The sequence below is a fragment of the Chryseotalea sp. WA131a genome (assembly GCA_025370075.1).
In the GTDB taxonomy this organism is placed as follows: Bacteria; Bacteroidota; Bacteroidia; order Cytophagales; family Cyclobacteriaceae; genus ELB16-189.
The window spans coordinates 2,920,528-2,946,927 of record CP073016.1 but is presented as its reverse complement, the minus strand read 5'-3'; the positions used below and the strand labels follow the sequence as shown (position 1 = coordinate 2,946,927).

Below are 26,400 nucleotides of genomic sequence, written 5' to 3'. Positions count from 1 at the left end.
GTTTCATTTAAGTGATTGATTTCCTTAAAACCATCGAATTCAGCTAAAAATCGAATAAAACATTTTAAGAAAGAAGGGTCTCTCGAACTAGAATCCAGCAACCCATAGCAAGAGTGAACCAACCAAACACCTTTTTAAGTTTAATTCCAGAGATCTGACGAGACATCACATTGCCAAAATGAACACCTACAATTGCGATAGATGTGATAATCAACAAGAATTGCCAATCCATCGGACGGTTCAGTAAATCACCTAAAAATCCGGTAAGCGAATTAAGCGCGATGATAAAAAGGGAAGTGCCCGTGGCGGTTTTCATGGGCAAGCCTGTGAGCAGCACCAAAGCAGGGATAATTAAAAAGCCACCGCCCGCACCCACCAACCCAGTCAGAAATCCGATGAGTGTGCCTTCCACAATAATCAAAAGTGTGTTGTGTTTTTTTCTGGATGGATGAATCTCTCTGCGGCCGCGAATCATGCTAACAGATGCCAACACCATTAGAATGGCGAATAACCCGAGCAGGAATAATCGTTTGGTGATCACAAAATTTTCGAACGATACAATTATCTCAGGCAAGGCGGGCACTATAAATTTTCGGGTGAGAAAAATGGTGATGATAGAAGGTATGCCAAAGAGAAATCCTGTTCGTAGATTCACTAAGTGATCGCGGTACTTGGGCACTGCACCTGCCAAACTGGTAGTGCCAACAATAAAAAGCGAATAGGCAGAGGCCGTTACGGCATCCAATTTAAAAATGTAGACTAAAATGGGAATGGAAAGGATGGACCCCCCGCCCCCGAGCAAACCCAACAGAAACCCAATGAAGATGGCGGCAATGTATCCGAAGTATTCCAATCAACTATTTTTGGCAAGCTAGGTATAATGCCACAGTCCTCTTAGCGACTACTAAAAAAAATACTTTTCACAACGAATCCATATCGGTCTCTTTCTCGCGAATTTCAAAATCTTTACCCCTGCCAAACTTAATCAGCTCTTTGATGGTATATCGCTCGAGCGTAAACAAATCTTTTACTTTAAAATCGTGGTGCGAAAGTGCTTGCTCAATTTCAAATTCAAAGGTTTCTCCAAAGTTGGTAAGTACATATTGTTTGCCCACCCGCAGGGAATTAAAAGAGAGGCCTGCCATAACTTTTAGGTTGGAAGAATTTAGAGAAGCCGATTGAGGTTCAACTCAAAACCAGGAAGTAAAGGTTCTGCATGAAGTGTTTTATCAAAGCCAGTTATTTCTTCCACGGCAGTATGAGACTTATACACATACGACTTTTGCTGGATCGGATCAATGAGCCAAGCCAATTTACAACCGTTCTCAACCCATTTTTCCATTTTGGATTTTAACTGACTAAACGAATCTGATTTAGAACGTATTTCAATCACAAAATCTGGGCAAACGGGCGCAAATTTTTCTTGATCCTCTACCTTTAGGGCTTCCCATCTTTCTTTTTTTATCCACGATACATCAGGGGAACGCATCGATTTATCAGCCAGACGAAAACCTGTTGCAGAATCAAATCCGTAACCTAGTTTGCTTTTTTCTACCCATTGAAAAAAAATACCAGTAAGTCTAAAATTCAAATTTCCGGTAACCCCTCCTGCTGGTGACATAATGATTAATTGTCCTAGTTCATCTTTTTCAATTCTTAATTCTTTATTTGCAGCACAAAAAGCAAATAGCTCATCATCCGTCATCGGGTAATCTACGGGAATATTTAATGTAACTGACTCCATTGATTCAAAGTTATCAAAAAATCATAAATCTTCTTCCCGCTCAAGCATCAAGATAGAAACCTGTGGCACAATAAAATACTTCTCACCTTCATACATGACTTCGATGGCACCCTTTTGTAAAAAAATAGCCAAGTCACCTTCCTGGGCTTGCAAGGGCAAATACTTCACTTGATCTTCTTTGCCCTTCCAAAGGTCGTCTTCATCGGCAGGCATGGGCAGCGGATAGCCAGGGCCAACCTTGATGACATAACCGCGCTGTATTTTTTCTTTCTCTTGTACACCGGGTGGCAAATACAAACCACTTTCTGTTTTGTCAGATTCCTTGGCAGGACGAATGAGCACACGATCGCCCACCACAATTAATTTTTTGAGTTTGTTGTCGGCAGTTACTTTCATTAATCTTACACAAATAACGGCTCAAAGTATAGACAAAAAATGAATCGCCAAAATTCACGATCTCCACTATCTTTTTTTGATTTGAGCATCATTATGTCACATGTTGCCTTCGGTAGTTTCTTTAACGAGTTTGCGGCTTGGTTTCTCTTTGCAAAGTGACATTTGTTTTTGTGCTACTTGTATTGCCGTTCTTCGTTTGTAGGTCCCAAATTGATAAACTTTATCAAGTGTGATAACTTTAATCCTGTTGGGCATGATCCCACCAAAATTATATTTCTCAAAACTTATGATATCACAATAGCAAATTTTCACATCGAATAACCTAGCCGACTTCTTGCTCTTTGACTTATAGATCAAAGTATCTCTTTTAAAGACAAGATAACCCGTATTATCCCTCAAGTTAATTATTTCAGTGGCCATTTCTGATAAAGATTCAAAGTGACGAACTACCTTAAGTTGATATAAAGCTGTGTCGCTGACATTAGCTTGGCAATAAACATTTTGTATAAATGCAGCTAATGAGACTATTATTAGTATAAAATTCTTGAGTTTGTTGTCGGCAGTTACTTTCATATGTGCAAAGATTGCAGTTAAGAATCCAACCTGCAACTTACTTTGGCCTCACATGGCCATGCCCAAAAAAATTTACTACTCTTTTCGAATCGCCTCTACCGGATCTAACTTGGAAGCACGAATGGCGGGATAGGTTCCAAAAATAATTCCGACCACAATGGCGAGAACGGCTACTACGCCAATGGTGTTCCAGGTATAAGAAGCTTGAAAGGGAACTTTTGTAATGGCTTTCACGATAGGGATGATGCCCATCGTGCCCAAGATGCCTAACACCAACCCGCAAAGGCTACCCAATGTTGAAATAGAAACAGCCTCGGCTAAAAACTGCAATACAATATCTTTGCGATTTGCTCCCAATGCTTTTCGCACACCAATTTCAGTGGTACGCTGTGTAACGGTAATCAACATCACGTTCATCACACCAATGCCGCCCACGATAACTGAGATGCCTACAATCAAACCCATGATGACGCGAAACAGCATAAAGCCTTTGGTCGCTTGCTCTAATCGGAACTCATGCGTCATCAATTCAAGGTCATCAGTATTGTTGGGGTATTGCTCTTTTATCCATGCGCTAATGGATTGCTTCACTGAAGCCACATCTTCTACCTCGGCTACATCCACGGAAATTGAAGGCGGATATGATTTTAGTTCTGCATGGCTGAAGGTAGTGATGGGCAAATAAATTTCTGGCCGTTCAGATTTTTCATCCACGATGCCAATAATTTTTATTTCACGGCCATTGATTTGGAGTGATTTACCTAGCCAAGCGAAATCTGATTTGCCCGATGCCGAAAGAAAAGATTTGTTTACGATTGCGTTGATAGGGTTCGAATTAAAATCATTGATGGTAAACAATCTGCCTTTTAGGAGTGTGAGCCCGGGCCTCATGGTTTCACTGCAGCCATATACCATGCTCACTATGGGAGATGAAATTTCTGGTGAGCTCACTTCGGCTGATTGTGTGCTGATGAGATAAAATTTTGCTTGCTGCTTGATCGATTTTTCTAATTCTTTGAATTTGGAATAGGTAACGTATACAAACGAATCTTTTTTTACTGAAATGCCATTGACGGTTCTTGTGCTTCTGGGCGTTAGCGCAATTGATTTTAGAGAGGTGGTTTCGCTGATTTGGTCTTTGGCAAATTTTTCCATGCCATCGATGAGCGATAAAATCGAAACGAGGGCTGCTACCCCAATGATCATCCCTAAAATCGAAAGCAAGGTGTGAAAGAGATTGCCGTGCATGTTGCCCACGGCCATTTTAAAGGAAGTAACTATTTTTTTGAGCATACTGTTAGGTTCATGCTCCAAGACCAATTTAGAAGCAAAATGTTACAAATTGTTGACTATTGATTGAATAAATCAGCTTGGTCATCTGACCGACTGAGCAATTTGCCATCAATCGACTTACTTGCTTTTGCTCCTAATTTTTTAAGCTCTTCCGTTCTGCGCACTAAGTTGCCGCTTCCAACGGAGAGTTTTTTCATCGACTCTTCGTACATCTTTTTGGACGAATCCATGTGCCGACCGAGTGTAATCAAATCTTCAGTGAAACCCACAAATTTATCATACAGATCGCCTGCCTTGTTGGCGATATCTAGTACGTGGCGATTTTGGTACTCTTGCTTCCATACGTTTTTTATTAACTGCAAAGAGGGGATCAATAAGGTAGGGCTCACAAAAACTATCCTTCGCTGAAGAGCCTCTTCGTATAAATTTTTCTCTGATTGGATGGCCAAAATGTAGGCTGGTTCAATCGGGATGAACATGATCACAAAATCCAAGCTTTGATCTGAAATGTTTTGATAATTTTTTTCAGAAAGCCCTTTCATATGTTGACGAATAGAAATAAGATGTGCTTTCAAGGCAATTACTTTTTCTTCTTCGGTTTGTGCATTGATGAAACTGTTGTAAGCGGTTAAACTTACTTTTGAGTCAATTACCACATGGCGATTTTCGGGCAGACGAATGATCACATCCGGCCGCAACCGACCTTCTGCCGTTGTAAATGATTCTTGAATGGAATATTCGCGGTCACGCTCAAGACCTGATTTCTCTAAAATGCTTTCCAAGATAAACTCACCCCATGCCCCTTGTGTTTGGCTGTCGCCTTTTAAGGCGCGGGTTAAATTCTCGGCCTCTTTGGTCATCTGCACATTTAGTCGTTGCAAATTTTCTAACTGTTCGCGTAAAGCAGAATTGCGTGAGATGGTGTCTTTATGGGTTTCTTCCACGCGTTTCTCAAATTCTACAATTTTTTCACCCAACGGTTTTAGTAAATCAAAGATGTTGGATTTGTTTTGATCGGTGAATTTTTTGCTCTTCTCTTCAAAAATTTCGTTGGCGAGGTTTTTAAATTGATCGGTAAACTTTTTTTGTAGCTCTTGTGCTTCTTCTTTTCGTTCCTCTAGTTTTTCTTCTAAGTTGCGATAGTCCGCTTCGGCTGCCGCCAAGCTGTTGGTTAGGTCTAATATTTTTTCCCGTTCCGATTCCAATATCTTTTTTTGTGCGTCCAACTGATCGATCAACGATTTGCTCTTTTCTTGCTCTACCAACAAACGGGTTTTGGCATCTTGCAATCCGCCTGCTAAAGACGATTTGCTGATCAGCCAGCCAACCAAACCACCTACCAATAGCCCAATCAGTATAAACAGTATTTCCATGGGCTGTAAATTTAGATCATTTCGCTACCTTTATAGCTCTTTGAAATTAAAATTTTATGGTCGATACAATTACATCTAGCCAAGAGGCAATTCAGTTAGAAGAAAAATACGGTGCGCACAATTACCACCCACTTCCAGTGGTGTTGAGCAAAGGTGAGGGCGTGTTTTTGTGGGATGTGGAGGGAAAACGCTATTACGATTTTCTTTCTGCCTACAGTGCTGTCAACCAAGGCCATTGCCATCCGCGCATCATCAACGCATTGATCGAGCAGGCAAAAGAATTAACATTAACCTCGCGGGCTTTTTATAACGATAAATTGGGCGTGGCCGAAAAATACGTGTGCGAAACGTTTGGTTACAACAAGGCATTATTTATGAACAGTGGTGCCGAGGCAAACGAGACAGCCATTAAGCTAGCCCGCAAGTGGGGCTATACCAAAAAAGGTATCCCCGATAATCAAGCCGTGATTGTAGCAGTGAAAAAAAATTTCCACGGGCGCACCACTACGATTATCTCAGCATCAACCGATCCGAGCTCCACCAAAGGGTTTGGTCCATTTATGCCAGGTTTTGAAATTGTTGAGTATGACAACGTGGCGGCACTTGAAAAAGTATTAGCCAATCCGAACGTATGCGGTTTATGGATTGAACCGATTCAAGGCGAGGCGGGTGTATATGTTCCACACGAGGGTTATTTGAAGTCTGCCGAAAAACTTTGCAAGCAGCACAACGTGTTGTTGATGATGGACGAAATACAAACCGGCATTGCGCGCACGGGCAAGATGCTGGCGAGTGATCATGAAAATGTAAAGCCCGACATGTTGATTTTGGGCAAAGCTTTGTCCGGTGGTGTGTTGCCGATTTCGTTGGTGTTGGCCAACGATGAAATAATGCTGGTGATAAAGCCTGGTGAACATGGCTCTACGTTTGGAGGCAATCCACTGGCCTCGGCTGTAGTGGTCGAAGCATTGCAAGTAATCAAAGATGAAAATCTTGCCGACAATGCTGAACGACTAGGGAAAATTTTCCGGACACGGATGACGGATTTTATGAAGCGCACCAATATGATTACACTCGTAAGAGGCAAAGGATTGCTGAATGCGATTATGATAAACGACACGCCTCAGAGTGAAACCGCGTGGAACATTTGCGAAGGTTTTGTAAATAATGGATTGCTGGCAAAGCCAACCCATGGAAACATCATTCGATTAGCACCACCATTGGTGATTACCGAAGAGCAATTGCACGAGTGCTGCGATATTATTGAGAAAGTGGTTTTGGAATTTTGACAGGTATGAATGTTGATTTCTAAATAGATTTCTCTTCTATAGATCGGCTAGAACTTAAGAAACTTAATATCACATTGGATGAAATTCAGAGTATATTTGCCAATACGAAGTCTCAGTTAAAGCCATTTTCAAATTTCGATTACATAGTAGGTTTTAGCAATAGAAGAAAGTTTATTCACATCGCATATAAAATTTCATCTGACCCAAATTACGAATTACAAGCACTTCAAATAGATTTACCATATGAAGAAGACATTAAAAGCTACTGGTGTAAAGGATAGAACCGATTATTTTTCTATCGTCAGAAATAAACCTCCACATTTACAACCTCGCTCTGAAAGTGCGACAACTCTAAGAAAGAAAATTGAACCACTTAAATCCGGAAAGGACAACTAATTCCAAATGACAATAACCAAAGCTTACGCAGCTCAGACTCACACCTCATCACTTGCACCTTGGAATTTTGAAAGGCGCGAAGTGGGCGCACATGATGTTCAATTCGATATCAACTATTGTGGCGTGTGCCATTCTGATCTGCACCAAATCCGCAATGAGTGGTTTCCTGGAATTTTTCCCATGGTGCCGGGCCATGAGGTAGTAGGGAAGGTTACAAAAATTGGTGGTGCGGTTAAAAAATTCAAAGTTGGTGATTTAGTGGGTGTTGGTTGTTTGGTGGACTCCTGTCGTGGATGTGAAAATTGTAAGCAAGGTTTAGAGCAGTATTGCACGGTTGGTGCTGTGCCAACGTACAATGGGATGGGCAAGGACGGTTTGCCTACCTATGGTGGTTACTCCAACATCATGGTCGTTCACGAAGATTTTACGCTTCGTATTTCAGAAAAAATTTCGTTGGCAGCCGCTGCGCCATTATTGTGTGCGGGCATTACCACCTATTCGCCCTTGCGCCATTGGAAAATTGGCAAAGGTCATCGCTTGGCAGTTTTAGGCTTAGGAGGATTGGGCCACATGGCGGTAAAGTTTGGTGCAGCGTTTGGCGCGGAGGTTACGGTGCTGAGCACATCGGCCAGCAAAGAAGCAGAAGCCAAAAAATTGGGTGCCCATAAATTTGTGTTGACGAGTGATCCCGCGCAAGCGAAATCGGTGAAGGGCTATTTTGATTTTATCATCGATACTGTTTCAGCCGAACATGATTTTCGGTTTTATCTGTCCATGTTAAAAACAAATGGCACGCATATTTTGGTTGGATTACCTTCGAAGGCACTAGAAATTCAACCGTTCTCAATTGTGGGTGGCCGCAGAAGCGTAGCGGGCTCTTCCATCGGTGGCTTGCCTGAAACCCAAGAAATGTTGGATTACTGTGCCGAGCACAACATCGTTTCTGATATTGAATTGATCGACATCAAAGATATTAATCAAGCGTATGAACGGATGGTGAAAGGTGATGTGAGGTATAGGTTTGTGATTGATATGGCTAGCTTGTAGTTCGAATTTGCTACTAATCTTTATGAACGTAAGGCGTCTTCTTCGATTATTTTTTTTGATATTTTGTTTAGCTGGATGTGATTTTATCAAAAATACATTTGAGTTTAAAAAAACAACCATCGAGTTTACGCAGGCTTTGTTGAATGAAGAGTATGACAAATGTGTAAGCTTGATGGCCTTGGAACACCCAACTGCCAAGGGTACGAATATCGATACTATGAAAATGGTTTTTAAGGATTTTCGAGAAGCCATTGTCTCAAACTTTGGCTCACAGTTGGATTATTCTTTTATGAAATCTGAAAAAAAATTCTCAACAAATGATGAAGAAGGGACGTCACCAAAGACAACGCTTGTTTTAGTTCAGTTCTCTAACAATAGAGATTTCGGAGTTTTGAAAGTTTTGTTTGATGATTCGTCAAAAAAAATAATGAGCATTAATACGCTTGACATAAAAAAGCCTATCCCTTCAATGACATTATTTTGGCTTTTTGGTTTGGTAGCTTTGTGTGTTCCAATTTTTAATATCTATGTAATAAGAAAAATTAAGCGAAGCAGCTTAGAAAAGAAATGGCTTAAATACTTGGCAGTAATTTTAATAAATGTCCCAGCGTTTAGTTGCCTTGCTGTCAAAGGCATTTCAATTCAGCCATTGAATTTTCAATTCCTGTTAGGTGTTAGCTTTTCGTATATGGGTTACCTCAATGCAGCATGGACGTTCGGACTCCCATTGGGTGGCCTATATTGGTTTTTCAAACTAAAAAGAATATCAGAAAAAGAAAAGTAGGTTTCTGGTAGCCCGGTTTCCAACCTTACGTCTTGAATATTCCCAACCCCTGCCTTACCACAATCGGTTCACCTCCCGTAAAGTCAACAATGGTAGACGGCACATTACCACCCATCCCTCCGTTGATGACTAAATCAACTTTGTGTTTGAAGTCTTCATAGATTTCCTCGGGGTCCGTGGTATATTCTTTTATAGCATCATCGTCTTTAATGGAAGATGTTATCAAAGGATTGCCTAATAACTTTACAATCTCTAGCGGTATGTGATGATCGGGTATACGAATGCCTACTGTTTTTTTATTCACGCCCAAAATCTTGGGCACGTTTGAGTTGGATTCGAAGATAAATGTAAATGGCCCGGGCAGCAATCGTTTCAAAATTTTGAATTCAGGTGTTTGTAAATTCCTCACATATTCTGAGATATGACTAAGATCGTTGCAGATAAAGGATAAATTCATTTTTTGTGGCTTCACACCTTCTATATCACATAGTCGCTCTACAGCGCGCTTGTTTATCAGGTCGCAACCGATTCCATAAATCGTATCAGTTGGGTACACAATCACGCCACCTTTTTGTAAAACCTCAACCACCCGGTTAATTTTTCGGGGTTCGGGATTGATGGGGTGAATGGATAGAAGTTCCGCAGGCATCATGCAAGATAAGAGATAGGAATTTGGTTATAGGAGTTCAGAGCAGATTTCTGATTACCGATTACTTGAAAAGCGAATACGGAAAACCGATTATTGACTAAAAGACTATTTATTACCTTTGTCAAATGGATGTAAAGAAAATAAAACTTGTTGGCTTTTTAGTGGGTTCCATCTTGCTCATCACATTCACGTTTTACACGTACCAAATTGTGTACGTAGCCAATGTGCTGGTAGATAGAGACGATAAATTGTTTGTGGTGAAGTCTGGGGCTACCTACCAATCCGTGCTCAGGGACTTAGGCAACGGCAATTATGTAAACGATATGGTTTCCTTTAGTTTTTTGGCGAAGCTAAATGGCTACAATAAAAAAATTGTTCCAGGGCGCTTCATCTTGCGCAGAAACATGACCAATCTGCAAGCCATCAAAGTTTTAAAATCAGGTAAACAAGAACCAGTAAAGGTTACGTTTTCGTATGTGCGGTTGACGAGTGAGCTCGGGGAGAAGTTAACCAAAAACATTGGCGTAACGCCCGATGAATTTGAAGAGGCACTTGAAAAATTTATTGAAAATAATAAAGAGGGTTTTACAAAGGAAAACATCCGCTGCATGTTCATCCCCAATACCTATGAAGTTTATTTCAACGTTACCCCAGAAAGCCTGATTCAGAAAATGAATGAAGAGTACAAGCGATTCTGGAATACCGATCGACTTGCCAAAGCCAACAAACTTGGTTTAATGCCAATCGAGGTATCCATCTTGGCCTCGATTGTGCAAGCAGAAACGGTGAAAGAAGACGAAGCACCAAAAATTGCAGGACTCTACATTAACCGACTGAAAAAAAACATTGCCTTGCAAGCGGATCCCACCTTGGTGTATGCCTCGGGTGATTTTTCGCTTAAGCGGGTGCTGAATACACACAAGCAAATCGATTCGCCCTACAACACTTATAAATTTCCTGGTCTGCCACCGGGCCCCATCAATGTGCCACAAATTGTAAACATAGATGCGGTGCTCAATGCGGAAGACCACAAGTATTATTACATGTGCGCCAAAGAGGATTTTTCAGGATACCACAACTTCGCCAAAAACTTAGATGAACACAATGTGAACGCTCGAAAATATCAAAAGGCATTGACTGCGGAGATGACGAAGGCGGCCGCTCGTAAGTAGTAGTTGATAAGTGGTAATTAGTATTCAGCAATCGGTATTCAGTTTTCGGTAATAATTAATCAGAAACCCTACTCCTATCTCCTAAGAATGTATTCCTCCGAAACTTTTGTCCGTGTGCGATACGGTGAAACCGATCAAATGGGTTATGTGTATTATGGTAACTATGCCATGTATTACGAGGTGGGCCGAGTAGAGGCGCTGCGCCAATTAGGTCTCACCTACAAAAAATTAGAAAACGATGGCGTGATGATGCCCGTGCTTGAAAACCATTCTAAATTTCATCAAGCGGCATTGTACGATGATCATTTGCGGATCGTGACCACCATACACGAAAAACCAAGTGTGCGCATTCGATTTAGTTACGTAATTTACAATGGCGATGGCAAACTCATTCACGAAGGCGAAACACATTTAGCATTTGTCGACAAGAAAACGGGTAGACCGTGCAGACCACCGGAGACTTTTATGGAAGTATTGAAACCTTATTTTCATTAATTTGAAGATGAGCCGATTTCAAAATTTGAAAATGAGGAAGCATCAGAGTAGGCGGAGTTGTATCCTTAGGGGCATAAGCTATGAACGTACAATCCATTTTCGAATTAACGCATTTCCAAATTTCCGAATTCAGTCATGAAATACGTTACCCGAAAGCGGATATTAAAATTTAACAGTGCCCGCACCGGACGCAGTTGGCTTAAGCGGATAAAACTCAAGAAGTACGATAACCTTTCGCTGTATAAGTTCATTAAAATCTTCTCTTACAACATCAGCGAGGATGAAATTATGGATCGCGCCAATGGAGTGGCATTCAATTTTATATTGGCCACATTCCCCGCGATTATATTTTTGTTTACACTCGTTCCTTATATTTCAATTTATTTTCCAGAAATAACAACAGTCACGATAATGGATTTCATCAAATCGCTGGTTCCGCCATCAATGTACGACACCATTTCATCAACGCTGTACGACATTATCAGCAAGCAGCGGGGTGGATTGTTGACATTCGGTGTTTTGTTTGCGCTTTATTTGTCTACCAATGGTATGATGGCCTTAATGCGTGCCTTCAATGCCTGTTATCGCACGGTAGAAAAACGTCATTGGCTTCGCATGCGCGTTACGGCTCTGGGGCTTACGCTGACGTTAGCGTTGGTATTGATTTCGGCTATCGTCTTGCTCATTGTGGGTCAGTTCGTTCTCAATTATATTTTATCGCACCTAGAAGACTTCAGTCATCTAAATTTGGATAGTTTCACAATCTACATGCTCTTTGCATTGCGATTTTTGGTAATCTTTATTGTGTTCTTTTTGGCGATCTCCTTTATCTATTATTTTGGGCCGGCCGTTCATTACAACTGGAGTTTTTTTTCCATCGGCTCGTTTCTGGCCACACTTGCTATACTTGCACTGTCGTATGGATTTTCTGTGTACATCACCAACTTTGGTAGCTACAACAAAGTATATGGTTCTATAGGTGCGTTGATTGCACTGATGGCTTGGATACAACTCGTGACTGTAATTCTTTTGTATGGGTACGAAGTGAATGCGAGTTTACACTATGGAAGAAAAATGGAGGCGGTTAAAAATTTTCAACGCAGCCAACGATTAGAGAAAACGATAAGATAATCAGTCCGTCCATTGAATATAAACCTACTATGAACAAGCAAGTAGAATCATTGTTTAAGATCACTCAAAAACCTGAACGATTAATCATTGGCTTAATGTCTGGCACCTCGCTGGATGGGTTGGACGTGGCGCTGTGCAGTTTTCGCGGAAATGGATTGGATACACAAATCGAATTATTGGAATTTCAAACCGTTCCTTACGGTGCTTCTTTCAAAGAGGAAATCAAATCGGTTTTTTCAAAGGATATGGTCAGTTTAGAAAAAGTCTGTTTGCTCAATGCTTGGGTAGCATTGGAGTATGCCCGCCTGATTTTGGGTTGTTTAAATAAATGGAAGCGCTCGTCAAACGAAATTGATTTGATTGCCAGCCACGGACAGACAATCTATCATGCACCAAAATCCCTTCACCAAAAAGAAAAGTTTGGCAATGCAACATTGCAAATTGGCGATGGTGATCACCTCGCCCATGCCACGGGCATTATCACGCTTAGCGACTTCAGGCAAAAGCATATTGCCGGTGGTGGAGAAGGCGCCCCGTTGGCATCGTATGGAGACTTTTTAATCTTTTCTAAAAAAGGAGAGAACCGCATTATGCTCAACATTGGTGGCATTGCCAACTTTACATATTTGCCCGGCACAGTAAATGCCGATGAAGTATTCAGTACCGATGTTGGCCCGGGCAATACGTTGATGGACGCCTACATGCAAAAGCATTTTTCCAAATACTTTGATGAGAATGCCGAGGTGGCTAGCCAAGGAAAAATAAATGACGCACTCTTGAAGGCATTGAAGAACCATTCATTCTTTCAGCAAGCTTTTCCTAAGACTACCGGCCCTGAGTTATTCAATCTTAATTATTTGTCTCAAGCCCAGCAACAATCGCAAACAGAATCCATTTCGCATGAAGATGCCATGGCCACCCTCAACCGTTTTTCAGCCGATATGATTGTGGTGGCACTTCGTGAGTGCTTAAAAGACAGAACTGATTTTAAAATATATTCCAGCGGTGGTGGTATGCACAACCCCTTGCTGATGCAGCATTTGAAGTCACAACTTTCACATCAAGAGTTTTTAATCACTGCAGATTTGGGCATTCACCCCGATGCAAAAGAAGCGGTGCTGTTTGCAACATTGGCCAACGAATGCATTTGTGGAGGGCAAGTAAACTACGGCTCTGGCCGCAATGGAATACCGAGCGTATCGATGGGCAAGATTTCATTACCAAATTAACCTTAATTAACGTAGTCTAAGTAAGTAAATTCTATGAAGAATATTAGCTTAGCACCATGAATCAAGTACTCTTCCTGTTAATCACGCTACTTTCTATTGCTGCTTTTGGGCAAAACAAAATAGAGGGTAAAGTAGTAGATGAGCAAACGGGAGAGCCCATTCCATCTGCCAATGTATTCTTTGCCAATACTACTTTTGGTGCAAGTACCAGCATCAATGGTGAGTTTAGTTTCTCTGGGTTTCCATCAGGCAAATATGACCTTACTCTTACTTTTGTTGGCTACGCTACTGCACAGCAGTCGGTAACCTTTGAAGGCTCTACCCATTTAATCATTCATCAAAAACTTGCCCCAGAAGCCAAAGTATTGAAGGAAATTTTAGTAAAGCCGGATACCATTGGATGGAATAGGAACTATCGAGATTTCAAGTATCACTTTTTAGGTACTTCCAAGTATGCACAGCAGTGCAAAATTCTCAACCCGAAAGATTTATCACTTTACTTCGACCCAAAAGATGCAACATTGGTAGCCTACGCCAAACAACCTATCATAGTTGAAAACAAAGCAACTGGCTATCGCATCAAGTATCATCTTTATCATTTTGAATATGCTAGTAGAAGTGGCCTGTTTAATATTTATGGTCTTCCACAATTTGAAGAGATGGCTGCTAAGAACGAACGCGAAAAAAAGAATTGGCTGAAAGAGAGGCAGCGAATTTATGAAGGATCGCTGTTACACTTCATGCGCTCTTGGCGAAATCAAGCGTGGAGAGAAAATGACTTTAAAGTTTCGCGCCTTTTTAGAATCCCCAATAAGGAACGACCATCCGATGAGCACCTTTCGGCAAAAATCAATGAACTGAGAAAAAAGCAAATGAGTGATGGTCAACTTCAGATCAATTTTTATTCTAACGCAAAGGATTTTAAAGGTGATAGCCTCAGTTATTATTTACGGCTGCGCAATCTGCCAAAAGAGATAGATAGTGTGGTCAGCGAAAAACTTACGGGTACAGAATTTATGACGAGCCAAACGGGTGAAGCAAATTATCAAGGCTTGCTTGCGATTCAGTATGATCGACTAGAGGACCCCATCTACGCACAAACCATTGCACGAAGAGAGCAGCGGATAAAGCAGCGTTCTATTTTGCGCGTGTTGACCCCGTTAAAGATTTATAGCAACGGATATTACGAAGATGTACGGGGTATTTTTCTTGAGAACTATTGGTCGTGGTCAGAGAAAATTGCAACCTTGCTACCGCTCGACTATGAACCAGTAAATGAGGATTGATTACAAAATTTGCAGCCCTTTTTCTTTAAAATCTTGAAGGGCATTGGCATCTTGTGGCAGTTCGGTAATCAATGTATGAATGGAGGTGACGGGACAAACATTGAAGCGCTGAGAAGAGTTTATCTTTTCAGAAATCGTAAGTACCATTACACGCTTAGCCGATTCAATCATTACTTTTTTTAGTTGCACTACATCCCAATCAAACTCGGTGAGCCCGTGGTTAACGTCAAGATTACCGGTGCCCATCAAACACACATCGGCTTTCACTTGTTGCAGCGTTCTAATAGCATCGCCCCCTACCGCTATTTGAGCATCGTGCGAAAGTTTACCCCCCACAAATATTACTTCTATTGATTTGTGAACCAGCAATTGCATGGCAATGGGCAAACTAGGTGTAAATACAGTTATTTTTAAATCATTACGAATTAGCCTTGCTGCCTCCAAGTTGGTTGTGCCCCCACTCATCACCACCACATCTCCTTCTTTCAGTTGGCTAATCGCTTTGGCGGCAATAACCGATTTGCTTTCATACGCGTAAATCTGGTCTTCACGATAAGTGTAGACGTGAAAAGAGTTGGAGATAGCACCTCCATGAACCTTTTTCACTTTGCCTTGCTCATCCAGGTAATTTAAATCCCTGCGCACTGTGTCTTCCGATACAGCAAGTTTTTGGGCAATGTCTACCAGTTGAACCCTGTTGCGGATCTTCACCTCATTAACTATATAATTAAGTCGCTCTTCTTTGAGCATAGGTCAGGCTTATTGCACGATTTTACAAAAAAAATTCACAATCGTTTGCGATTCAAGAAAAAAAACGCAAATTGATCCCAAGTTTTTCTGGTTTTTGCGGGTTTAATACTTCACTATAACCAAAAAAATAACTATTCTTCACTTAAAAACAAATTTCATGATTCAATTTTACCGACTCAAAAAGCGAAGAGCTGCCTATTGGAGCATTCTCTTGCTGCTGGTTTGTACCACTACCTGGGCACAAAGCCAATCTGTTACTATTACGGGTAGAGTAACTGATGCTGAAACTCAACAAGGATTACCGGGAGCGAGTGTTTTGGTTACAGGCACCAGCAATGGTACGATAACTGATGCTGATGGAAATTTTTCGCTGTCTGTTCAAAGTGCCGATGGCAATTTACAACTCCAAGTTAGTTTTATTGGATATCAAACTGTTGTGTCAACAGTTAACATTTCAAATGGTTCTACAGCGCCAGTGGCCATTGCACTATCAACGGATATAAAAGCTTTGGATGAAGTGGTGGTTACAGGTTCTACTTTAAAACAAGCGAAGAGAGAGTTGGGTAATAATATTTCCAGCGTTAGCGCTAGCATGATTGATAAATCTGGAGCAAATAACTTATTTACGGCTTTGCAAGGCAAAGTGCCTGGGGCTCAAATCACTCAAAACTCAGGTGATCCTGCTGGAGGAATGACTATTCGTTTACGCGGTGTAAAATCACTGTCAGGACCTTCCGATCCACTTTATGTAATTGATGGTGTTATAGTCAGTAATTCTACTGCTAACGTATCTCAAACCGCTTTGGGGAATCAAGTAGGTGAAGCATCCGTTGGGAATAACCGCTTAGTAGATATCAATCCTCAAGATATTGAAAGCATTAATGTGGTTAATGGTGCTGCTGCCGCTGCTCAATATGGTTCACGTGCTTCGAATGGAGTAGTGCTAATTACTACTAAGAAGGGTAAATCAGGTGCGCCAAGATTTTCATTTTCTACTAGCGTAACAATGAATGAACTTAGGAAGAAAGTACCTATTTCAACTTATGGAAAACAGTTTGGTAGTGTGGGGTTACGGTTACACCCAATTCAACCTCTAAGCACAGCCTGGCCTGCGCTACCAGGAGAGACATTTACAGCGGTTACAAGAGACAACGTAGTTAGTAGTTTAAGAACCAATTTAGTTGATGTTACTCGCTATGACTACCAAGATCAAATTTTCCAGAAGGGGTATGGTACAGATAACAACTTATCCATTAACGGAGGTAATGACAAAACGCAATACTTTACATCTATTTCGTATTCACGCAACGAAGGTATCATTAAAGGTACTGACTTTACTCGTTACAATCTTCGCGCAAGAATAGAGCAAAGATTAGCAGATTGGGCAAAATTAAGTGTAGGCTTGTCATACTCCAATTCGTTCTCAAATGAAAAAGCAAATGGCAACGTTTTCTACAGCCCAATCAATTCAATAAACATTACCAACAATATATATGACATTACTCAACGCAATCCATCAAATGGAAAACTCCAAGCAGTAGAAGCAACTCGGGTAAACCCCTTGTCTACAATCGAAGACATGAATTTTACACAGTCTGTAAATAGAACTGTCAATGACCTTCAACTTAATCTAACACCAATAAAAGGACTTGGTATCGATTGGGTAATTGGAGTGGACGCATTTACACAAAATGGAAGAGGGTTAATCAGGCCGTATCCTTATCAATCGGTAGCTGGCCTGCCAGCAGAAAGATACCCAACTGGCTATGCTTCTAATGCTAGCAACTCGGTATTGCAGTTTAATACTGATTTAAATGTTTCGTATGAAAAGCAATTGACTTCTGACTTAAAGCTAAATGCCGTTATTGGTGGCAGCTACCAGTATCAACGCACCGACTTTCAAAGAGCCAGTGGTGAGGGGGTAAATGCATTGATTGAAACTGTAAGCGGTGCTAGCTCTGCTGTTACAGCAGGCTATGGGTTGCCTCAGTTTAGTCTAAGCGGTTATTTTGGGCAGGCTACTTTGGGTTATAAGAATCTGGCTTTTATTACCGGAGCGGTCAGAAGAGATCAATCTTCTATTTTTTCTGAGGGCGAGCGAACTCAAACATATCCAAAGGTGAGTGGTAGCTTTGTTGTATCAGACATGGATTTTTGGAAAAGTAGCATTCCAGCTAGTATTGTAAGTTCTTTAAAATTGAGAAGCTCTTGGGGACAGGCCGGTAATCTGGTTGGTTTGGATCCATTCTCTCGCTTTTGGCAATTTCAACCAACTCCTTATTTAGGTAGAAATACAATTGTTCCTAGCTCTCAATTAGCTAATCCAAATGTTCGCCCAGAACGAATGAGTGAATTTGAATTTGGAACAGACATCGACTTTTGGAACAGTAAAATCAATTTGGGTGCAACTTTCTATAACCAAAGTATTACAGACCTAGTAGTTAGCAGGGGAACGGCCTCATCAGAAGGTGGTTTGAGTATTGTCAACAATGTGGGTACAATGGAAAACAATGGCTTTGAGATATCCTTAAACATTGTTCCTGTAAAAACTCAAAACTTGACTTGGGATGTTACATTCATTTATAATCAAAATAGAAACAAAGTCACTAAGTTAGGAAGTCCAACAATTTCGATTGGGAATTCTGCTGGAGCACCAGTTTTTTTGATTGAAGGCGCACCTGCTAGTGTGTTTTACGGCACTACCATCGCCAGGGATGGAAATGGAGATCCACTGTTAACGCCTCAAGGATTTTTGCAAAGTGAAAGAGGAGTGCAGAGTTCATTGACGCCACTAACTTACACGCAATCTAGAGATGCTGTTACTGGTCAGCCCGTATTTGGGCCAGGGGTAGGCGCAGTCAGAACGATTATTGGAAATCCCAATCCAGATTGGACAGGATCACTAATGAGTAATTTGGCTTACAAAAATTTTAATTTCAATTTCCTGTTTGATTTTGTACAAGGTGTAAGTGTTTTTAATGCGGATAAAAGAACCCGCGAGAATGTTGGTATTGGCCCCATCGCTGAGCAAGAGATGAAAGGAGAAATTGTAAGAGGATACATTTTCGCAATCGGCCCTATTGAAGAGTGGCGAGTAGATAATGGCTCATTTGTAAAATTGCGCGAAATAGGATTGTCTTATAATTTAAAAAGCCCAATCAAAGGCATCAATAATGTAAATATTGGTTTGTCGGGAAGAAATCTGATATCATGGGATAGTTACAATGGCTATGACCCGGAAACCAATGCAGGAGGAAATAGTGACCGCGTAAGGGGTGTTGACTTTGGTAACGTGCCTATTCCGCGTACATACAAAGCGCAAATCACCTTCTCATTCTAACACCTTTAATCAATTGATGATATGAAAAAGATAATAAATGCAGTTGTTTTGATAGCTGTGTTCATGTTTGCATCTTGCAATCAGGAGTACACCAATCCCAGTTCCGCTACCCAGACTCAGGTAGTATCTGATGTCATTGGATTAATCACTATAGCAAATGGGCTCTCCTTTAAATATTCTATTTCCAGGTTATCACCGAATTATACTATACCCACAACTAGTGGATTATTAACCAAAGAGTTGCTAGTTTTAAATGCTGGGAATACAGATGAGCAGAATCTGTTTTTAGGAGGAGCGTCTGTTTTAGGTAATAATGGGGTGATTTCTAACCTATGGAATCAGTGTAACTTAATTCGATCTAATGCCGATTTAATTTTGTCGAATTTGAAAATTGCTTCCGATCAAGGTATGAAGGGCGCGTTGCAAGCTCACGCATCCATCTTTAAAGCAATGGCTCTTGGCAATTTAGCCATGTTTTGGCAACAAGCGCCAATAGTAAATGGAACAAGCGCAACTCAAGCAGGCGGAACTAGTGCTCCATTTGTGGATAGGATAGCTGTTTTAAATGAAGCGATTTCTATTCTTGAAGCGGCACGTACGGAACTTGCCAAGGCGCCTATTTCGCCTGATTTTTCTGCGGGCATTGTTCCAGGTATTGATTATCTAAATACCATTAATGCACTTATTAGTCGATACGCATTAATGGCAGGTGATAATGACAAAGCATTATCGGCAGCTAATCTTGTTTCCTTAGCGACTACAGTTAAATCGGAGTTTCGACATGATGATTTAACAAGAAATGCTTTGTTTGAGAGTAGTTTTGGTAATAGAAATGTAACAGAGCCATTCAATACCCAGTTTAGCTTACCCACTGCCCTTCAAACGCCAGCAAATGATGGACGAAGGGCTTTCTTTTATAGTGCAGGTGGAACGCTTAACTTAGGTAGGGCCAGTTTCTTTACGTCAAATTCAAGTGTATTACCTATTTATCGTGCAGGAGAAGTTACGTTGAATAAAGCAGAAGCCTTTGCCCGAAAAAATGATCTGGCGAATGCTACAACGGAATTAAACAAAATATTGCAGAAGCTTCCTGCCGCTGATTCGTACGGCATTGGTGCTAATCAACCTGCCTATAGTGGAGAAAATACGCCAGGTGCAATTTTGGATGAAATATATAAGCAAAGATGCATTGAACTCTATTTGACTGGAATGAGACTAGAAGATAGCCGCAGGTTTGGTCGACCTGCTTCAGAACGGAGTCGCAATTTTCTACCCTACCCTTTTTCAGAGAGGGACAATAACCCAAACACACCAGCAGACCCGGCTATTTAGTTTAGCTGAATCATTAAAAAAGCCCCGAAAATTTTCGGGGCTTTTTTTCTAGGTTACACTCCGAAGGCAACGCACATCTTGCAAAGGAGGTTTATGTTTTGCGCTCAAGTTTTCACTAATTTTACCCAAGCTGTTTATTTTATCTTTTCATGACAAAGAAATATGACATTGTAATTATTGGTGCAGGCCACAATGGGTTGATTGCAGCAACCTATTTGGCTAAAGCCGGAAAAAAAGTTTTGGTATTAGAGGCCAATGCTGAAATCGGTGGAGCCACTACGAGCGTACGGGTTTTCCCCGATTTTGATGCATACCTCTCTCGCTATTCCTACCTCGTGTCGTTGTTGCCGGATAAAATTGTACGTGATCTAAGTCTCAATTTCAAAACATTGTCACGCAAGGTGGCCAGTTATACTCCGTTCAGCAGAAACGGTAAAGATCAAGGCTTGCACATTTCGCGCATTTGGGATGAACAAACAGCCGCTTCGTTTAAATCCATAGTTGGTGGAGAAAAAGAAATGAAAGCATGGCAAAAGTTTTATGGAGACATCGAAAAATTTGCACAGCGCATAGCTCCTTCTATGCTGAAGCCATTGCCGACACGATCGGAATTAAAAAAAGAAATAGGACTCGACCATGTATGGAATGATCTGATTGAAAACCCAATAGGTGACGTGATCACCAATAATTTTAAAGATGATATTGTGCGTGGTGTAGTACTTACCGATGCACTTATCGGCACATTCACTTCTGCCTTTTCAATGCAGGCCAATGTTTGTTTTCTTTACCACTTAATCGGAAATGGAAACGGAGAATGGAAAGTGCCACAAGGCGGAATGGGTGCGTTGGTAAAAGAATTAGAGCGAGTGGCCATAGCTGCGGGAGTAACCATTGCGGTGAACAGTCGCGTGGCAAGTGTTGCTTCCGATGCAAAAGAAGTTTTGGTTACGCTAGAAGATGGGAATAGCATTTCTGCTAGTTATTTACTTTGCAATGCCGCACCACAAGTATTGGCAAAACTCCGTGGCAAAACTCCTCCACCAAGTTTAGAAGGTTCGCAAATAAAAATCAATATGTTGGTAAAACAACTGCCACAGTTAAAATCGGGTGCAGACCCACGCGATGCGTTTGCAGGAACGTTTCACATCAACGAGAGTTTTAGCCAACTCGAAACAGCGTATCAACAGGCCCACTCGGGAAAAATTCCGGATAATCTCCCGTTGGAAATTTATTGTCATACCCTCACCGACCCAAGTATTCTAAGCTCCGAACTGCAACAAATGGGATATCATACCATGACATTGTTTGGCTTGCACACACCCGCTAATCTTTTTGACGGTAATCACGATGCACAGCGAGAAGCTGCATTGCAGTCGGCCATTCAATCATTGAATCAATATTTAGTTGACCCAATCGAATCTGTATTAGCACGGTCAGCAAATGGCGAACTGTCTATAGAAGTAAAAACGCCTTTAGATATTGAGGCCGCGATTGGTTTGCCTCGTGGAAATATTTTTCACCGAGACTTAGCCTTTCCATTCCGCGAGGAAGGAGAAGCGCCAGGTTGGGGTGTGGAAACGGATGACTCCCGTATTTTTATTTGTGGAGCAGGAGCTAAACGTGGTGGTGGTGTTAGCGGCATACCCGGTCACAATGCTGCGATGGCTGTACTTGAGCGTAAATAGGTTGAAACAAAAATGCCCCGAGCGAATCGAGGCATTTTATGTTAGGTTGAAACTTTTTAGAACCCTCCTCTATATTTGTAGGTCTTCGCTACTTTGTCAATAGCCACCATATAAGCGGCAATGCGCAACGAAACTTTGTATTCAGTAGCGGTTTTGTAAACATTGTCGAAAGCGTCTTTCATAATCCGGTCGCTCCTTCTGTTCACACGATCAGCAGTCCACTTATAACCCAATCGGTTTTGCACCCACTCAAAGTATGATACAGTAACACCGCCTGCATTCGCCAAAATATCGGGCACCACACTGATACCTTTTTCATAGATCACGCTATCAGCCTTTGATGAGGTAGGACCATTCGCTCCTTCAACAATCAACTTCGCCTGAATTTTTCCGGCATTGCTTCCGGTAATTACATCTTCGGTAGCGGCCGGTACCAACACGTCCACCGGTAAGGTTAAAATATCACCACTTCCAATTTTTTCAGCGTGGCCAAATCCTTCTAGCGAGCCTTTGTTCGCATCGCGGTATTTTACGGCTGCTTCAATATCAATTCCGCTTTCATTATAATAGGCACCTCCCAAATCGCTTATGGCTTGCACTTTCAAACCACGCTCGGCCAATAATCGTGCAGCCCACGAACCTACGTTGCCAAAACCCTGCACGGCACAGGTTGCTTTGTAAGGATTGATTTTAAGTTTCTCCATCGCGGCCAACGCAGATACCATTACACCACGACCTGTTGCTTCTGTTCTTCCGAGCGAACCACCTAGTACAATCGGTTTACCCGTTACTACGGCATTCACCGTCATACCTTGTGTGCGTGAGTATTCGTCCATCAACCAAGCCATCTCGCGCGGGCCTGTGCCCATGTCTGGGGCGGGGATGTCTTTATCGGCACCAAAAATATCAATCATCGCTAGCGTGTAAGCGCGCATGAGTCGTTCAATTTCCCCAGCGCTCATCTCGCGCGGGTTGCAAGCCACACCGCCTTTGGCACCTCCATACGGAATATCTACTACGGCACACTTCCACGTCATCCAGGCGGCCAAGGCTTTTACTTCATCTAAGTTCACGTGAGGATCGAAACGAATGCCACCTTTTGATGGACCAAGAATAGTAGAGTGAATAACACGATATCCTTCAAATACTCGAATACTGCCGTTATCCATCGTAACTGGCAACGACACAATCACTTGTCGTGCAGGCACTTTCAATACATTATAAACTTCTTCTTCCAGACCTAAAATTTGTGATGCGGTGCGGAAGCGAGACATCATTGCTTCAAATGGATTTTCTTTGTCGAGGAGGGGAGCAGGTTCGATATAAGCCATAAATAGATTTGAGATTTAAGATTTATGATGTGAGATTTATTAAATCATCGAATTTAGCGAGCTATTGTAGCATCGAAAACGGTTGCAAAGATAAGTAATTTGACTAAACACGGTAGCCTATAAGAAAATCAAGCTACGATAAGTAGAATCTATGGAGATTTGATTCTATGACTTAAATAAAATTAGCCGTAGTCAACTTTTGGACAAAGGTTATTTCTGCAAAGTGGTTGACTACCGCTTAATTTTTATTGGAGATTAGGTTTTTTTCAAAGCATCAAAATGGCAAATCATCACTTGCCGTGGCGTCTGGAGTAAACGGTTCTTCACCCACGGGTGGCGCTTCGTTTCGGCCATTGCTAGCGCCTGCACCTTTGGCAACTTTCCAAGCGCGCACTTCGGTGTACCAGCGGCCATTGTATTCGCGACTTTCTACATTGACGGATGCCGTGATGGTTTCGCCAGGCGTTAGTTTGATTTCGTCCACTTTATCGCCCCAAAGCGAAAGGCAAACTTTTTTAGGATATTGACCGGGAGTTTCTAAAATAAACTCTTGTTTTCTCCAAACGCCATTTTTTCCCTGACCTGATTGCAGCGGGAGAAGGTTGATTACCTTACCTGTGATGTCCATTGCCATACGATTTCAACTTTTAAAATTTGAGTGCGAAAGATAGTAAAATTCGTTTTTGTAGTTCGGTGAAAAAATTACAGTGCCCCCGCTTTAATTTCATCAACAATGGCAGGATCTAACAACGTGGTGGTATCTCCCAAATTTGTAGTGTCCCCTTCTGCCACTTTGCGCAAAATCCTGCGCATGATTTTTCCGGATCGCGTTTTGGGCAATCCGCTTACAAACTGAATTTTATCGGGCTTGGCAATCGGGCCAATAATTTTTGAAACCACTTCTTTGATTTCGTTGCGCAAGTGAGTGGCCTCGTGTACGGGATCGTAGGTAACTACAAACGCATACACGCCTTGGCCTTTGATGTCGTGAGGGAACCCAACCACAGCCGATTCACAAACTGCTGAATGCTCATCGATGGCACTTTCAATTTCGGCTGTACCCATATTGTGGCCCGATACAATAATAATGTCATCCACCCTGCCGGTGATTCGATAGTACCCATCTTCATCGCGCTTGCAGCCATCGCCAGTAAAATATTTTCCTGAAAAGGTTGAGAAATAGGTGTCTTTGAAACGCTGATGATCACCATAGATCGTGCGCGCCATGGAAGGCCAAGGGAACTTGATGGTCAACCTTCCTTCCACGTTGTTTCCTTTAAGTTGATTTCCATTTTCATCCATGATGGCGGGCTGTACTCCAGGCAATGGCAAAGTAGCAAAGGCAGGTTTCGTTTTGGTGATCCCCGCCAAGGGCGAAATTAGGATGCCGCCTGTTTCGGTTTGCCACCATGTGTCAACAATAGGGCATTTGCCTTTGCCGATGTTTTTGTCATACCAATGCCAGGCTTCTTCGTTGATGGGCTCGCCTACGCTGCCCAACACTTGCAGCGATGACAAATCATATTTCTCTACAAATGACAGAGGTGCTTTTTCCAACGACCGGATAGCAGTAGGTGCGGTGTAAAAAATATTGACTTTATGTTTTTCGACCACGTGCCAAAAGCGACCCATGTCGGGCCAACTGGGTACCCCTTCAAACATCAAAGTAGTTGCCCCTGCAGCGAGTGGGCCGTATAAAATATACGAGTGACCTGTGATCCACCCCACATCGGCAGTGCACCAAAAAATCTGTCCTTCTTTATATTGAAAAACTGTTTTGAATGTATAGTTGCTATACACCATATACCCACCACATGTGTGCACCATGCCTTTGGGTTTGCCGGTAGAGCCGGATGTGTAAAGAATGAACAGCATGTCTTCCGAATCCATTTCTTCCGCAGCACAAATCGTGTTTTCTTTTTTGATCTCATCATGCCACCAAAAATCTCTGCCTGCCTGCATTTTTACGGGCAAGTTCGTGCGGTTTAGCAAAATACATTTTTCAACAGTCGGGCATTTTGTTAAGGCTTCGTCAACAATGGTTTTCAAATCTATTTTTTTGTCTCCGCGATAAGCGCCATCGGCTGTCAATATCATCTTGCAACTGCTATCATGGATGCGATCGGCCAACGAGCCCGAAGAGAAACCAGCGAATACTACCGAATGGACGGCTCCAATCCGCGCGCAGCCTAAAATGGCAAAGGCGGTCTCTGGCACCATCGGCATGTAGATGCAAACGCGGTCTCCTTTTTTCACGCCATGTTTCTTTAGCATATTGGCCACGCGGCACACTTCGTCATGCAATTGTTGGTAGCTGATGCTGCGCGAAGGTTCGGATGGATCATTCGACTCCCATAAAATAGCTGTTTGATTGGCTCGGTGAGGCAAATGTCGATCAATGCAATTTTCGGTAATGTTGAGCTTGGCACCAATGAACCACTTTACTTCGGGTTTGTGAAAGTCGAATTTGAGCACGCTATTCCATTTCTTGCGCCATACAAAATCTTGGGCAACTTCCGCCCAAAATTCTTCAGGGTCAGTTACACTTTCTTTGTATTGTTGAAGGTATTGTTCAGAATTAGTGATCATGCCATGATAATTTTACATTACAAAGTAATAGGTTAAGCTTAAATAAAAAAGTTGATTAAATTTATGCAATGATAGTAGAATTGCTGAAGTATTGTCTTATTCAGACGTTGGCTTACTATGATGTATTTTCTTATCCGCTCACTTTTTCAGAAATCACCACAAAACTTACGGTGAAATCGCGTCCTTCTGAAATTCAACTTGCGTTGGATGAGCTGGAAAAAGACGATGTTATTTTCAAATTTTACGAATTCTATTGTTTGCGCAATGATTACTCTATGATTGAAAAAAGAAGAACGGCCAATGCGCGGGCCATTGGGCAAATGGAGTTGGCAAGAAAAAAAGCTGCCTTTATTTCTAAATTTCCTTTTATTCGGGGCATTTTCGTTTCTGGATCACTCTCCAAAAATTATGCAGATGACAAGAGTGATTTAGATTTTTTTGTTGTTACTTCTGATGGTCAATCAATGGTTGGGCGATTGGCTTCCCAATTTTCGATTGAGTAGGGTGGTAATTTTT

Annotated in this window: 25 protein-coding genes; 13 read left to right on the top strand and 12 right to left on the bottom strand. The window is 41.8% G+C overall.

What is annotated here, in order from left to right; all coding sequences use genetic code 11:
- Window positions 1–64: 64 nt before the first annotated feature.
- The 7 genes from KA713_13525 to rmuC all read right to left on the bottom strand — a co-directional run bounded on the left by KA713_13525 (window position 65) and on the right by rmuC (window position 5,379).
- Window positions 65–853 (bottom strand): sulfite exporter TauE/SafE family protein, encoded by a 789-nt coding sequence (locus KA713_13525; GenBank protein ID UXE65491.1) that lies wholly within the window; start codon window positions 851–853, stop codon window positions 65–67.
- A gap of 67 nt (window positions 854–920) precedes the next feature.
- A complete protein-coding gene (locus tag KA713_13520; GenBank protein UXE65490.1) occupies window positions 921–1,145 on the bottom strand; it encodes a hypothetical protein in 225 nt (74 codons plus the stop codon).
- A 20-nt stretch (window positions 1,146–1,165) separates the two neighbouring features.
- Entirely contained in the window at window positions 1,166–1,705 is a 540-nt protein-coding gene (locus tag KA713_13515) for a Uma2 family endonuclease (protein ID UXE65489.1), read from the bottom strand.
- Window positions 1,706–1,765: 60 nt separating this feature from the next.
- Window positions 1,766–2,140 carry a co-chaperone GroES gene (locus KA713_13510; GenBank protein ID UXE65488.1) on the bottom strand — a complete coding sequence of 125 codons (375 nt, stop codon included), beginning with the start codon at window positions 2,138–2,140 and terminating at the stop codon, window positions 1,766–1,768.
- Between the two features lie 96 nt (window positions 2,141–2,236).
- Complete coding sequence (locus KA713_13505; protein UXE65487.1) at window positions 2,237–2,713, bottom strand: hypothetical protein; 477 nt, start codon at window positions 2,711–2,713, stop codon at window positions 2,237–2,239.
- Window positions 2,714–2,788: 75 nt separating this feature from the next.
- Complete coding sequence (locus KA713_13500) at window positions 2,789–4,006, bottom strand: ABC transporter permease (protein UXE65486.1); 1,218 nt, start codon at window positions 4,004–4,006, stop codon at window positions 2,789–2,791.
- Between the two features lie 56 nt (window positions 4,007–4,062).
- On the bottom strand, window positions 4,063–5,379 hold the full coding sequence (gene rmuC, locus KA713_13495; protein UXE65485.1) for a DNA recombination protein RmuC: 1,317 nt from the start codon (window positions 5,377–5,379) through the stop codon (window positions 4,063–4,065).
- Window positions 5,380–5,435: 56 nt separating this feature from the next.
- Here rmuC and rocD point away from each other — a divergent pair, with 56 nt between their 5' ends.
- The 4 genes from rocD (at window position 5,436) to KA713_13475 (ending at window position 8,895) form a co-directional block, all read left to right on the top strand.
- Entirely contained in the window at window positions 5,436–6,668 is a 1,233-nt protein-coding gene (gene rocD / locus KA713_13490; GenBank protein UXE65484.1) for an ornithine--oxo-acid transaminase, read from the top strand.
- A gap of 243 nt (window positions 6,669–6,911) precedes the next feature.
- The gene (locus KA713_13485) at window positions 6,912–7,064 is read left to right on the top strand and encodes a hypothetical protein (protein UXE65483.1); all 153 of its coding nucleotides are present in this window, start codon (window positions 6,912–6,914) and stop codon (window positions 7,062–7,064) included.
- Between the two features lie 6 nt (window positions 7,065–7,070).
- A complete protein-coding gene (locus tag KA713_13480) occupies window positions 7,071–8,111 on the top strand; it encodes an NAD(P)-dependent alcohol dehydrogenase (protein UXE65482.1) in 1,041 nt (346 codons plus the stop codon).
- A gap of 22 nt (window positions 8,112–8,133) precedes the next feature.
- Window positions 8,134–8,895, top strand: a complete 762-nt coding sequence (locus tag KA713_13475) for a hypothetical protein (GenBank protein ID UXE65481.1) — start codon at window positions 8,134–8,136, stop codon at window positions 8,893–8,895.
- Window positions 8,896–8,920: 25 nt separating this feature from the next.
- Here KA713_13475 and KA713_13470 read toward each other — a convergent pair whose 3' ends face one another.
- Window positions 8,921–9,544, bottom strand: coding sequence for a threonylcarbamoyl-AMP synthase (locus KA713_13470; GenBank protein ID UXE65480.1), 624 nt, complete (start codon window positions 9,542–9,544; stop codon window positions 8,921–8,923).
- 125 nt (window positions 9,545–9,669) lie between these two features.
- On the opposite strand from KA713_13470, the gene mltG reads away from it, so the two are divergent.
- From mltG to KA713_13445, 5 genes are all read left to right on the top strand, one after another.
- A complete protein-coding gene (mltG, locus tag KA713_13465; GenBank protein ID UXE65479.1) occupies window positions 9,670–10,716 on the top strand; it encodes an endolytic transglycosylase MltG in 1,047 nt (348 codons plus the stop codon).
- A gap of 87 nt (window positions 10,717–10,803) precedes the next feature.
- Window positions 10,804–11,211 carry an acyl-CoA thioesterase gene (locus KA713_13460; protein ID UXE65478.1) on the top strand — a complete coding sequence of 136 codons (408 nt, stop codon included), beginning with the start codon at window positions 10,804–10,806 and terminating at the stop codon, window positions 11,209–11,211.
- Window positions 11,212–11,346: 135 nt separating this feature from the next.
- Window positions 11,347–12,342 carry a YihY/virulence factor BrkB family protein gene (locus KA713_13455; protein ID UXE65477.1) on the top strand — a complete coding sequence of 332 codons (996 nt, stop codon included), beginning with the start codon at window positions 11,347–11,349 and terminating at the stop codon, window positions 12,340–12,342.
- A 29-nt stretch (window positions 12,343–12,371) separates the two neighbouring features.
- Window positions 12,372–13,571 carry an anhydro-N-acetylmuramic acid kinase gene (locus tag KA713_13450; GenBank protein UXE65476.1) on the top strand — a complete coding sequence of 400 codons (1,200 nt, stop codon included), beginning with the start codon at window positions 12,372–12,374 and terminating at the stop codon, window positions 13,569–13,571.
- A 56-nt stretch (window positions 13,572–13,627) separates the two neighbouring features.
- Window positions 13,628–14,857 (top strand): carboxypeptidase-like regulatory domain-containing protein, encoded by a 1,230-nt coding sequence (locus KA713_13445; GenBank protein ID UXE65475.1) that lies wholly within the window; start codon window positions 13,628–13,630, stop codon window positions 14,855–14,857.
- Here the strand turns inward: KA713_13445 and KA713_13440 are convergent, their stop codons facing one another.
- The gene (locus KA713_13440; GenBank protein UXE65474.1) at window positions 14,858–15,607 is read right to left on the bottom strand and encodes a DeoR/GlpR transcriptional regulator; all 750 of its coding nucleotides are present in this window, start codon (window positions 15,605–15,607) and stop codon (window positions 14,858–14,860) included.
- Between the two features lie 157 nt (window positions 15,608–15,764).
- Here KA713_13440 and KA713_13435 point away from each other — a divergent pair, with 157 nt between their 5' ends.
- The 3 genes from KA713_13435 to KA713_13425 all read left to right on the top strand — a co-directional run bounded on the left by KA713_13435 (window position 15,765) and on the right by KA713_13425 (window position 21,964).
- Entirely contained in the window at window positions 15,765–18,947 is a 3,183-nt protein-coding gene (locus KA713_13435) for a SusC/RagA family TonB-linked outer membrane protein (protein UXE65473.1), read from the top strand.
- 21 nt (window positions 18,948–18,968) lie between these two features.
- The gene (locus tag KA713_13430) at window positions 18,969–20,279 is read left to right on the top strand and encodes a RagB/SusD family nutrient uptake outer membrane protein (GenBank protein ID UXE65472.1); all 1,311 of its coding nucleotides are present in this window, start codon (window positions 18,969–18,971) and stop codon (window positions 20,277–20,279) included.
- 149 nt (window positions 20,280–20,428) lie between these two features.
- A complete protein-coding gene (locus KA713_13425; protein ID UXE65471.1) occupies window positions 20,429–21,964 on the top strand; it encodes an NAD(P)/FAD-dependent oxidoreductase in 1,536 nt (511 codons plus the stop codon).
- A gap of 56 nt (window positions 21,965–22,020) precedes the next feature.
- On the opposite strand, the gene KA713_13420 is transcribed toward KA713_13425, so the two are convergent.
- From KA713_13420 to acs, 3 genes are all read right to left on the bottom strand, one after another.
- Entirely contained in the window at window positions 22,021–23,295 is a 1,275-nt protein-coding gene (locus tag KA713_13420) for a Glu/Leu/Phe/Val dehydrogenase (protein UXE65470.1), read from the bottom strand.
- A 274-nt stretch (window positions 23,296–23,569) separates the two neighbouring features.
- Window positions 23,570–23,923, bottom strand: coding sequence for a DUF3127 domain-containing protein (locus KA713_13415; GenBank protein ID UXE69131.1), 354 nt, complete (start codon window positions 23,921–23,923; stop codon window positions 23,570–23,572).
- A gap of 74 nt (window positions 23,924–23,997) precedes the next feature.
- Window positions 23,998–25,884, bottom strand: a complete 1,887-nt coding sequence (acs, locus tag KA713_13410) for an acetate--CoA ligase (protein ID UXE65469.1) — start codon at window positions 25,882–25,884, stop codon at window positions 23,998–24,000.
- Between the two features lie 68 nt (window positions 25,885–25,952).
- On the opposite strand from acs, the gene KA713_13405 reads away from it, so the two are divergent.
- Window positions 25,953–26,387 (top strand): hypothetical protein, encoded by a 435-nt coding sequence (locus tag KA713_13405; GenBank protein ID UXE65468.1) that lies wholly within the window; start codon window positions 25,953–25,955, stop codon window positions 26,385–26,387.
- Window positions 26,388–26,400: the final 13 nt, after the last annotated feature.

Excerpts from the sequence above, each read along its gene's own strand:
- KA713_13520 (UXE65490.1), bottom strand. The coding sequence starts at position 1,145 with ATGGCAGGCCTCTCTTTTAATTCCCTGCGGGTGGGCAAACAATATGTA.
- KA713_13515 (UXE65489.1), bottom strand. The coding sequence starts at position 1,705 with ATGACGGATGATGAGCTATTTGCTTTTTGTGCTGCAAATAAAGAATTA.
- KA713_13510 (UXE65488.1), bottom strand. The coding sequence starts at position 2,140 with ATGAAAGTAACTGCCGACAACAAACTCAAAAAATTAATTGTGGTGGGC.
- KA713_13505 (UXE65487.1), bottom strand. The coding sequence starts at position 2,713 with ATGAAAGTAACTGCCGACAACAAACTCAAGAATTTTATACTAATAATA.
- KA713_13500 (UXE65486.1), bottom strand. The coding sequence starts at position 4,006 with ATGCTCAAAAAAATAGTTACTTCCTTTAAAATGGCCGTGGGCAACATG.
- rmuC (UXE65485.1), bottom strand. The coding sequence starts at position 5,379 with ATGGAAATACTGTTTATACTGATTGGGCTATTGGTAGGTGGTTTGGTT.
- rocD (UXE65484.1), top strand. The coding sequence starts at position 5,436 with ATGGTCGATACAATTACATCTAGCCAAGAGGCAATTCAGTTAGAAGAA.
- KA713_13485 (UXE65483.1), top strand. The coding sequence starts at position 6,912 with ATGAAGAAGACATTAAAAGCTACTGGTGTAAAGGATAGAACCGATTAT.
- KA713_13480 (UXE65482.1), top strand. The coding sequence starts at position 7,071 with ATGACAATAACCAAAGCTTACGCAGCTCAGACTCACACCTCATCACTT.
- KA713_13475 (UXE65481.1), top strand. The coding sequence starts at position 8,134 with ATGAACGTAAGGCGTCTTCTTCGATTATTTTTTTTGATATTTTGTTTA.
- KA713_13470 (UXE65480.1), bottom strand. The coding sequence starts at position 9,544 with ATGCCTGCGGAACTTCTATCCATTCACCCCATCAATCCCGAACCCCGA.
- mltG (UXE65479.1), top strand. The coding sequence starts at position 9,670 with ATGGATGTAAAGAAAATAAAACTTGTTGGCTTTTTAGTGGGTTCCATC.
- KA713_13460 (UXE65478.1), top strand. The coding sequence starts at position 10,804 with ATGTATTCCTCCGAAACTTTTGTCCGTGTGCGATACGGTGAAACCGAT.
- KA713_13455 (UXE65477.1), top strand. The coding sequence starts at position 11,347 with ATGAAATACGTTACCCGAAAGCGGATATTAAAATTTAACAGTGCCCGC.
- KA713_13450 (UXE65476.1), top strand. The coding sequence starts at position 12,372 with ATGAACAAGCAAGTAGAATCATTGTTTAAGATCACTCAAAAACCTGAA.
- KA713_13445 (UXE65475.1), top strand. The coding sequence starts at position 13,628 with ATGAATCAAGTACTCTTCCTGTTAATCACGCTACTTTCTATTGCTGCT.
- KA713_13440 (UXE65474.1), bottom strand. The coding sequence starts at position 15,607 with ATGCTCAAAGAAGAGCGACTTAATTATATAGTTAATGAGGTGAAGATC.
- KA713_13435 (UXE65473.1), top strand. The coding sequence starts at position 15,765 with ATGATTCAATTTTACCGACTCAAAAAGCGAAGAGCTGCCTATTGGAGC.
- KA713_13430 (UXE65472.1), top strand. The coding sequence starts at position 18,969 with ATGAAAAAGATAATAAATGCAGTTGTTTTGATAGCTGTGTTCATGTTT.
- KA713_13425 (UXE65471.1), top strand. The coding sequence starts at position 20,429 with ATGACAAAGAAATATGACATTGTAATTATTGGTGCAGGCCACAATGGG.
- KA713_13420 (UXE65470.1), bottom strand. The coding sequence starts at position 23,295 with ATGGCTTATATCGAACCTGCTCCCCTCCTCGACAAAGAAAATCCATTT.
- KA713_13415 (UXE69131.1), bottom strand. The coding sequence starts at position 23,923 with ATGGACATCACAGGTAAGGTAATCAACCTTCTCCCGCTGCAATCAGGT.
- acs (UXE65469.1), bottom strand. The coding sequence starts at position 25,884 with ATGATCACTAATTCTGAACAATACCTTCAACAATACAAAGAAAGTGTA.
- KA713_13405 (UXE65468.1), top strand. The coding sequence starts at position 25,953 with ATGATAGTAGAATTGCTGAAGTATTGTCTTATTCAGACGTTGGCTTAC.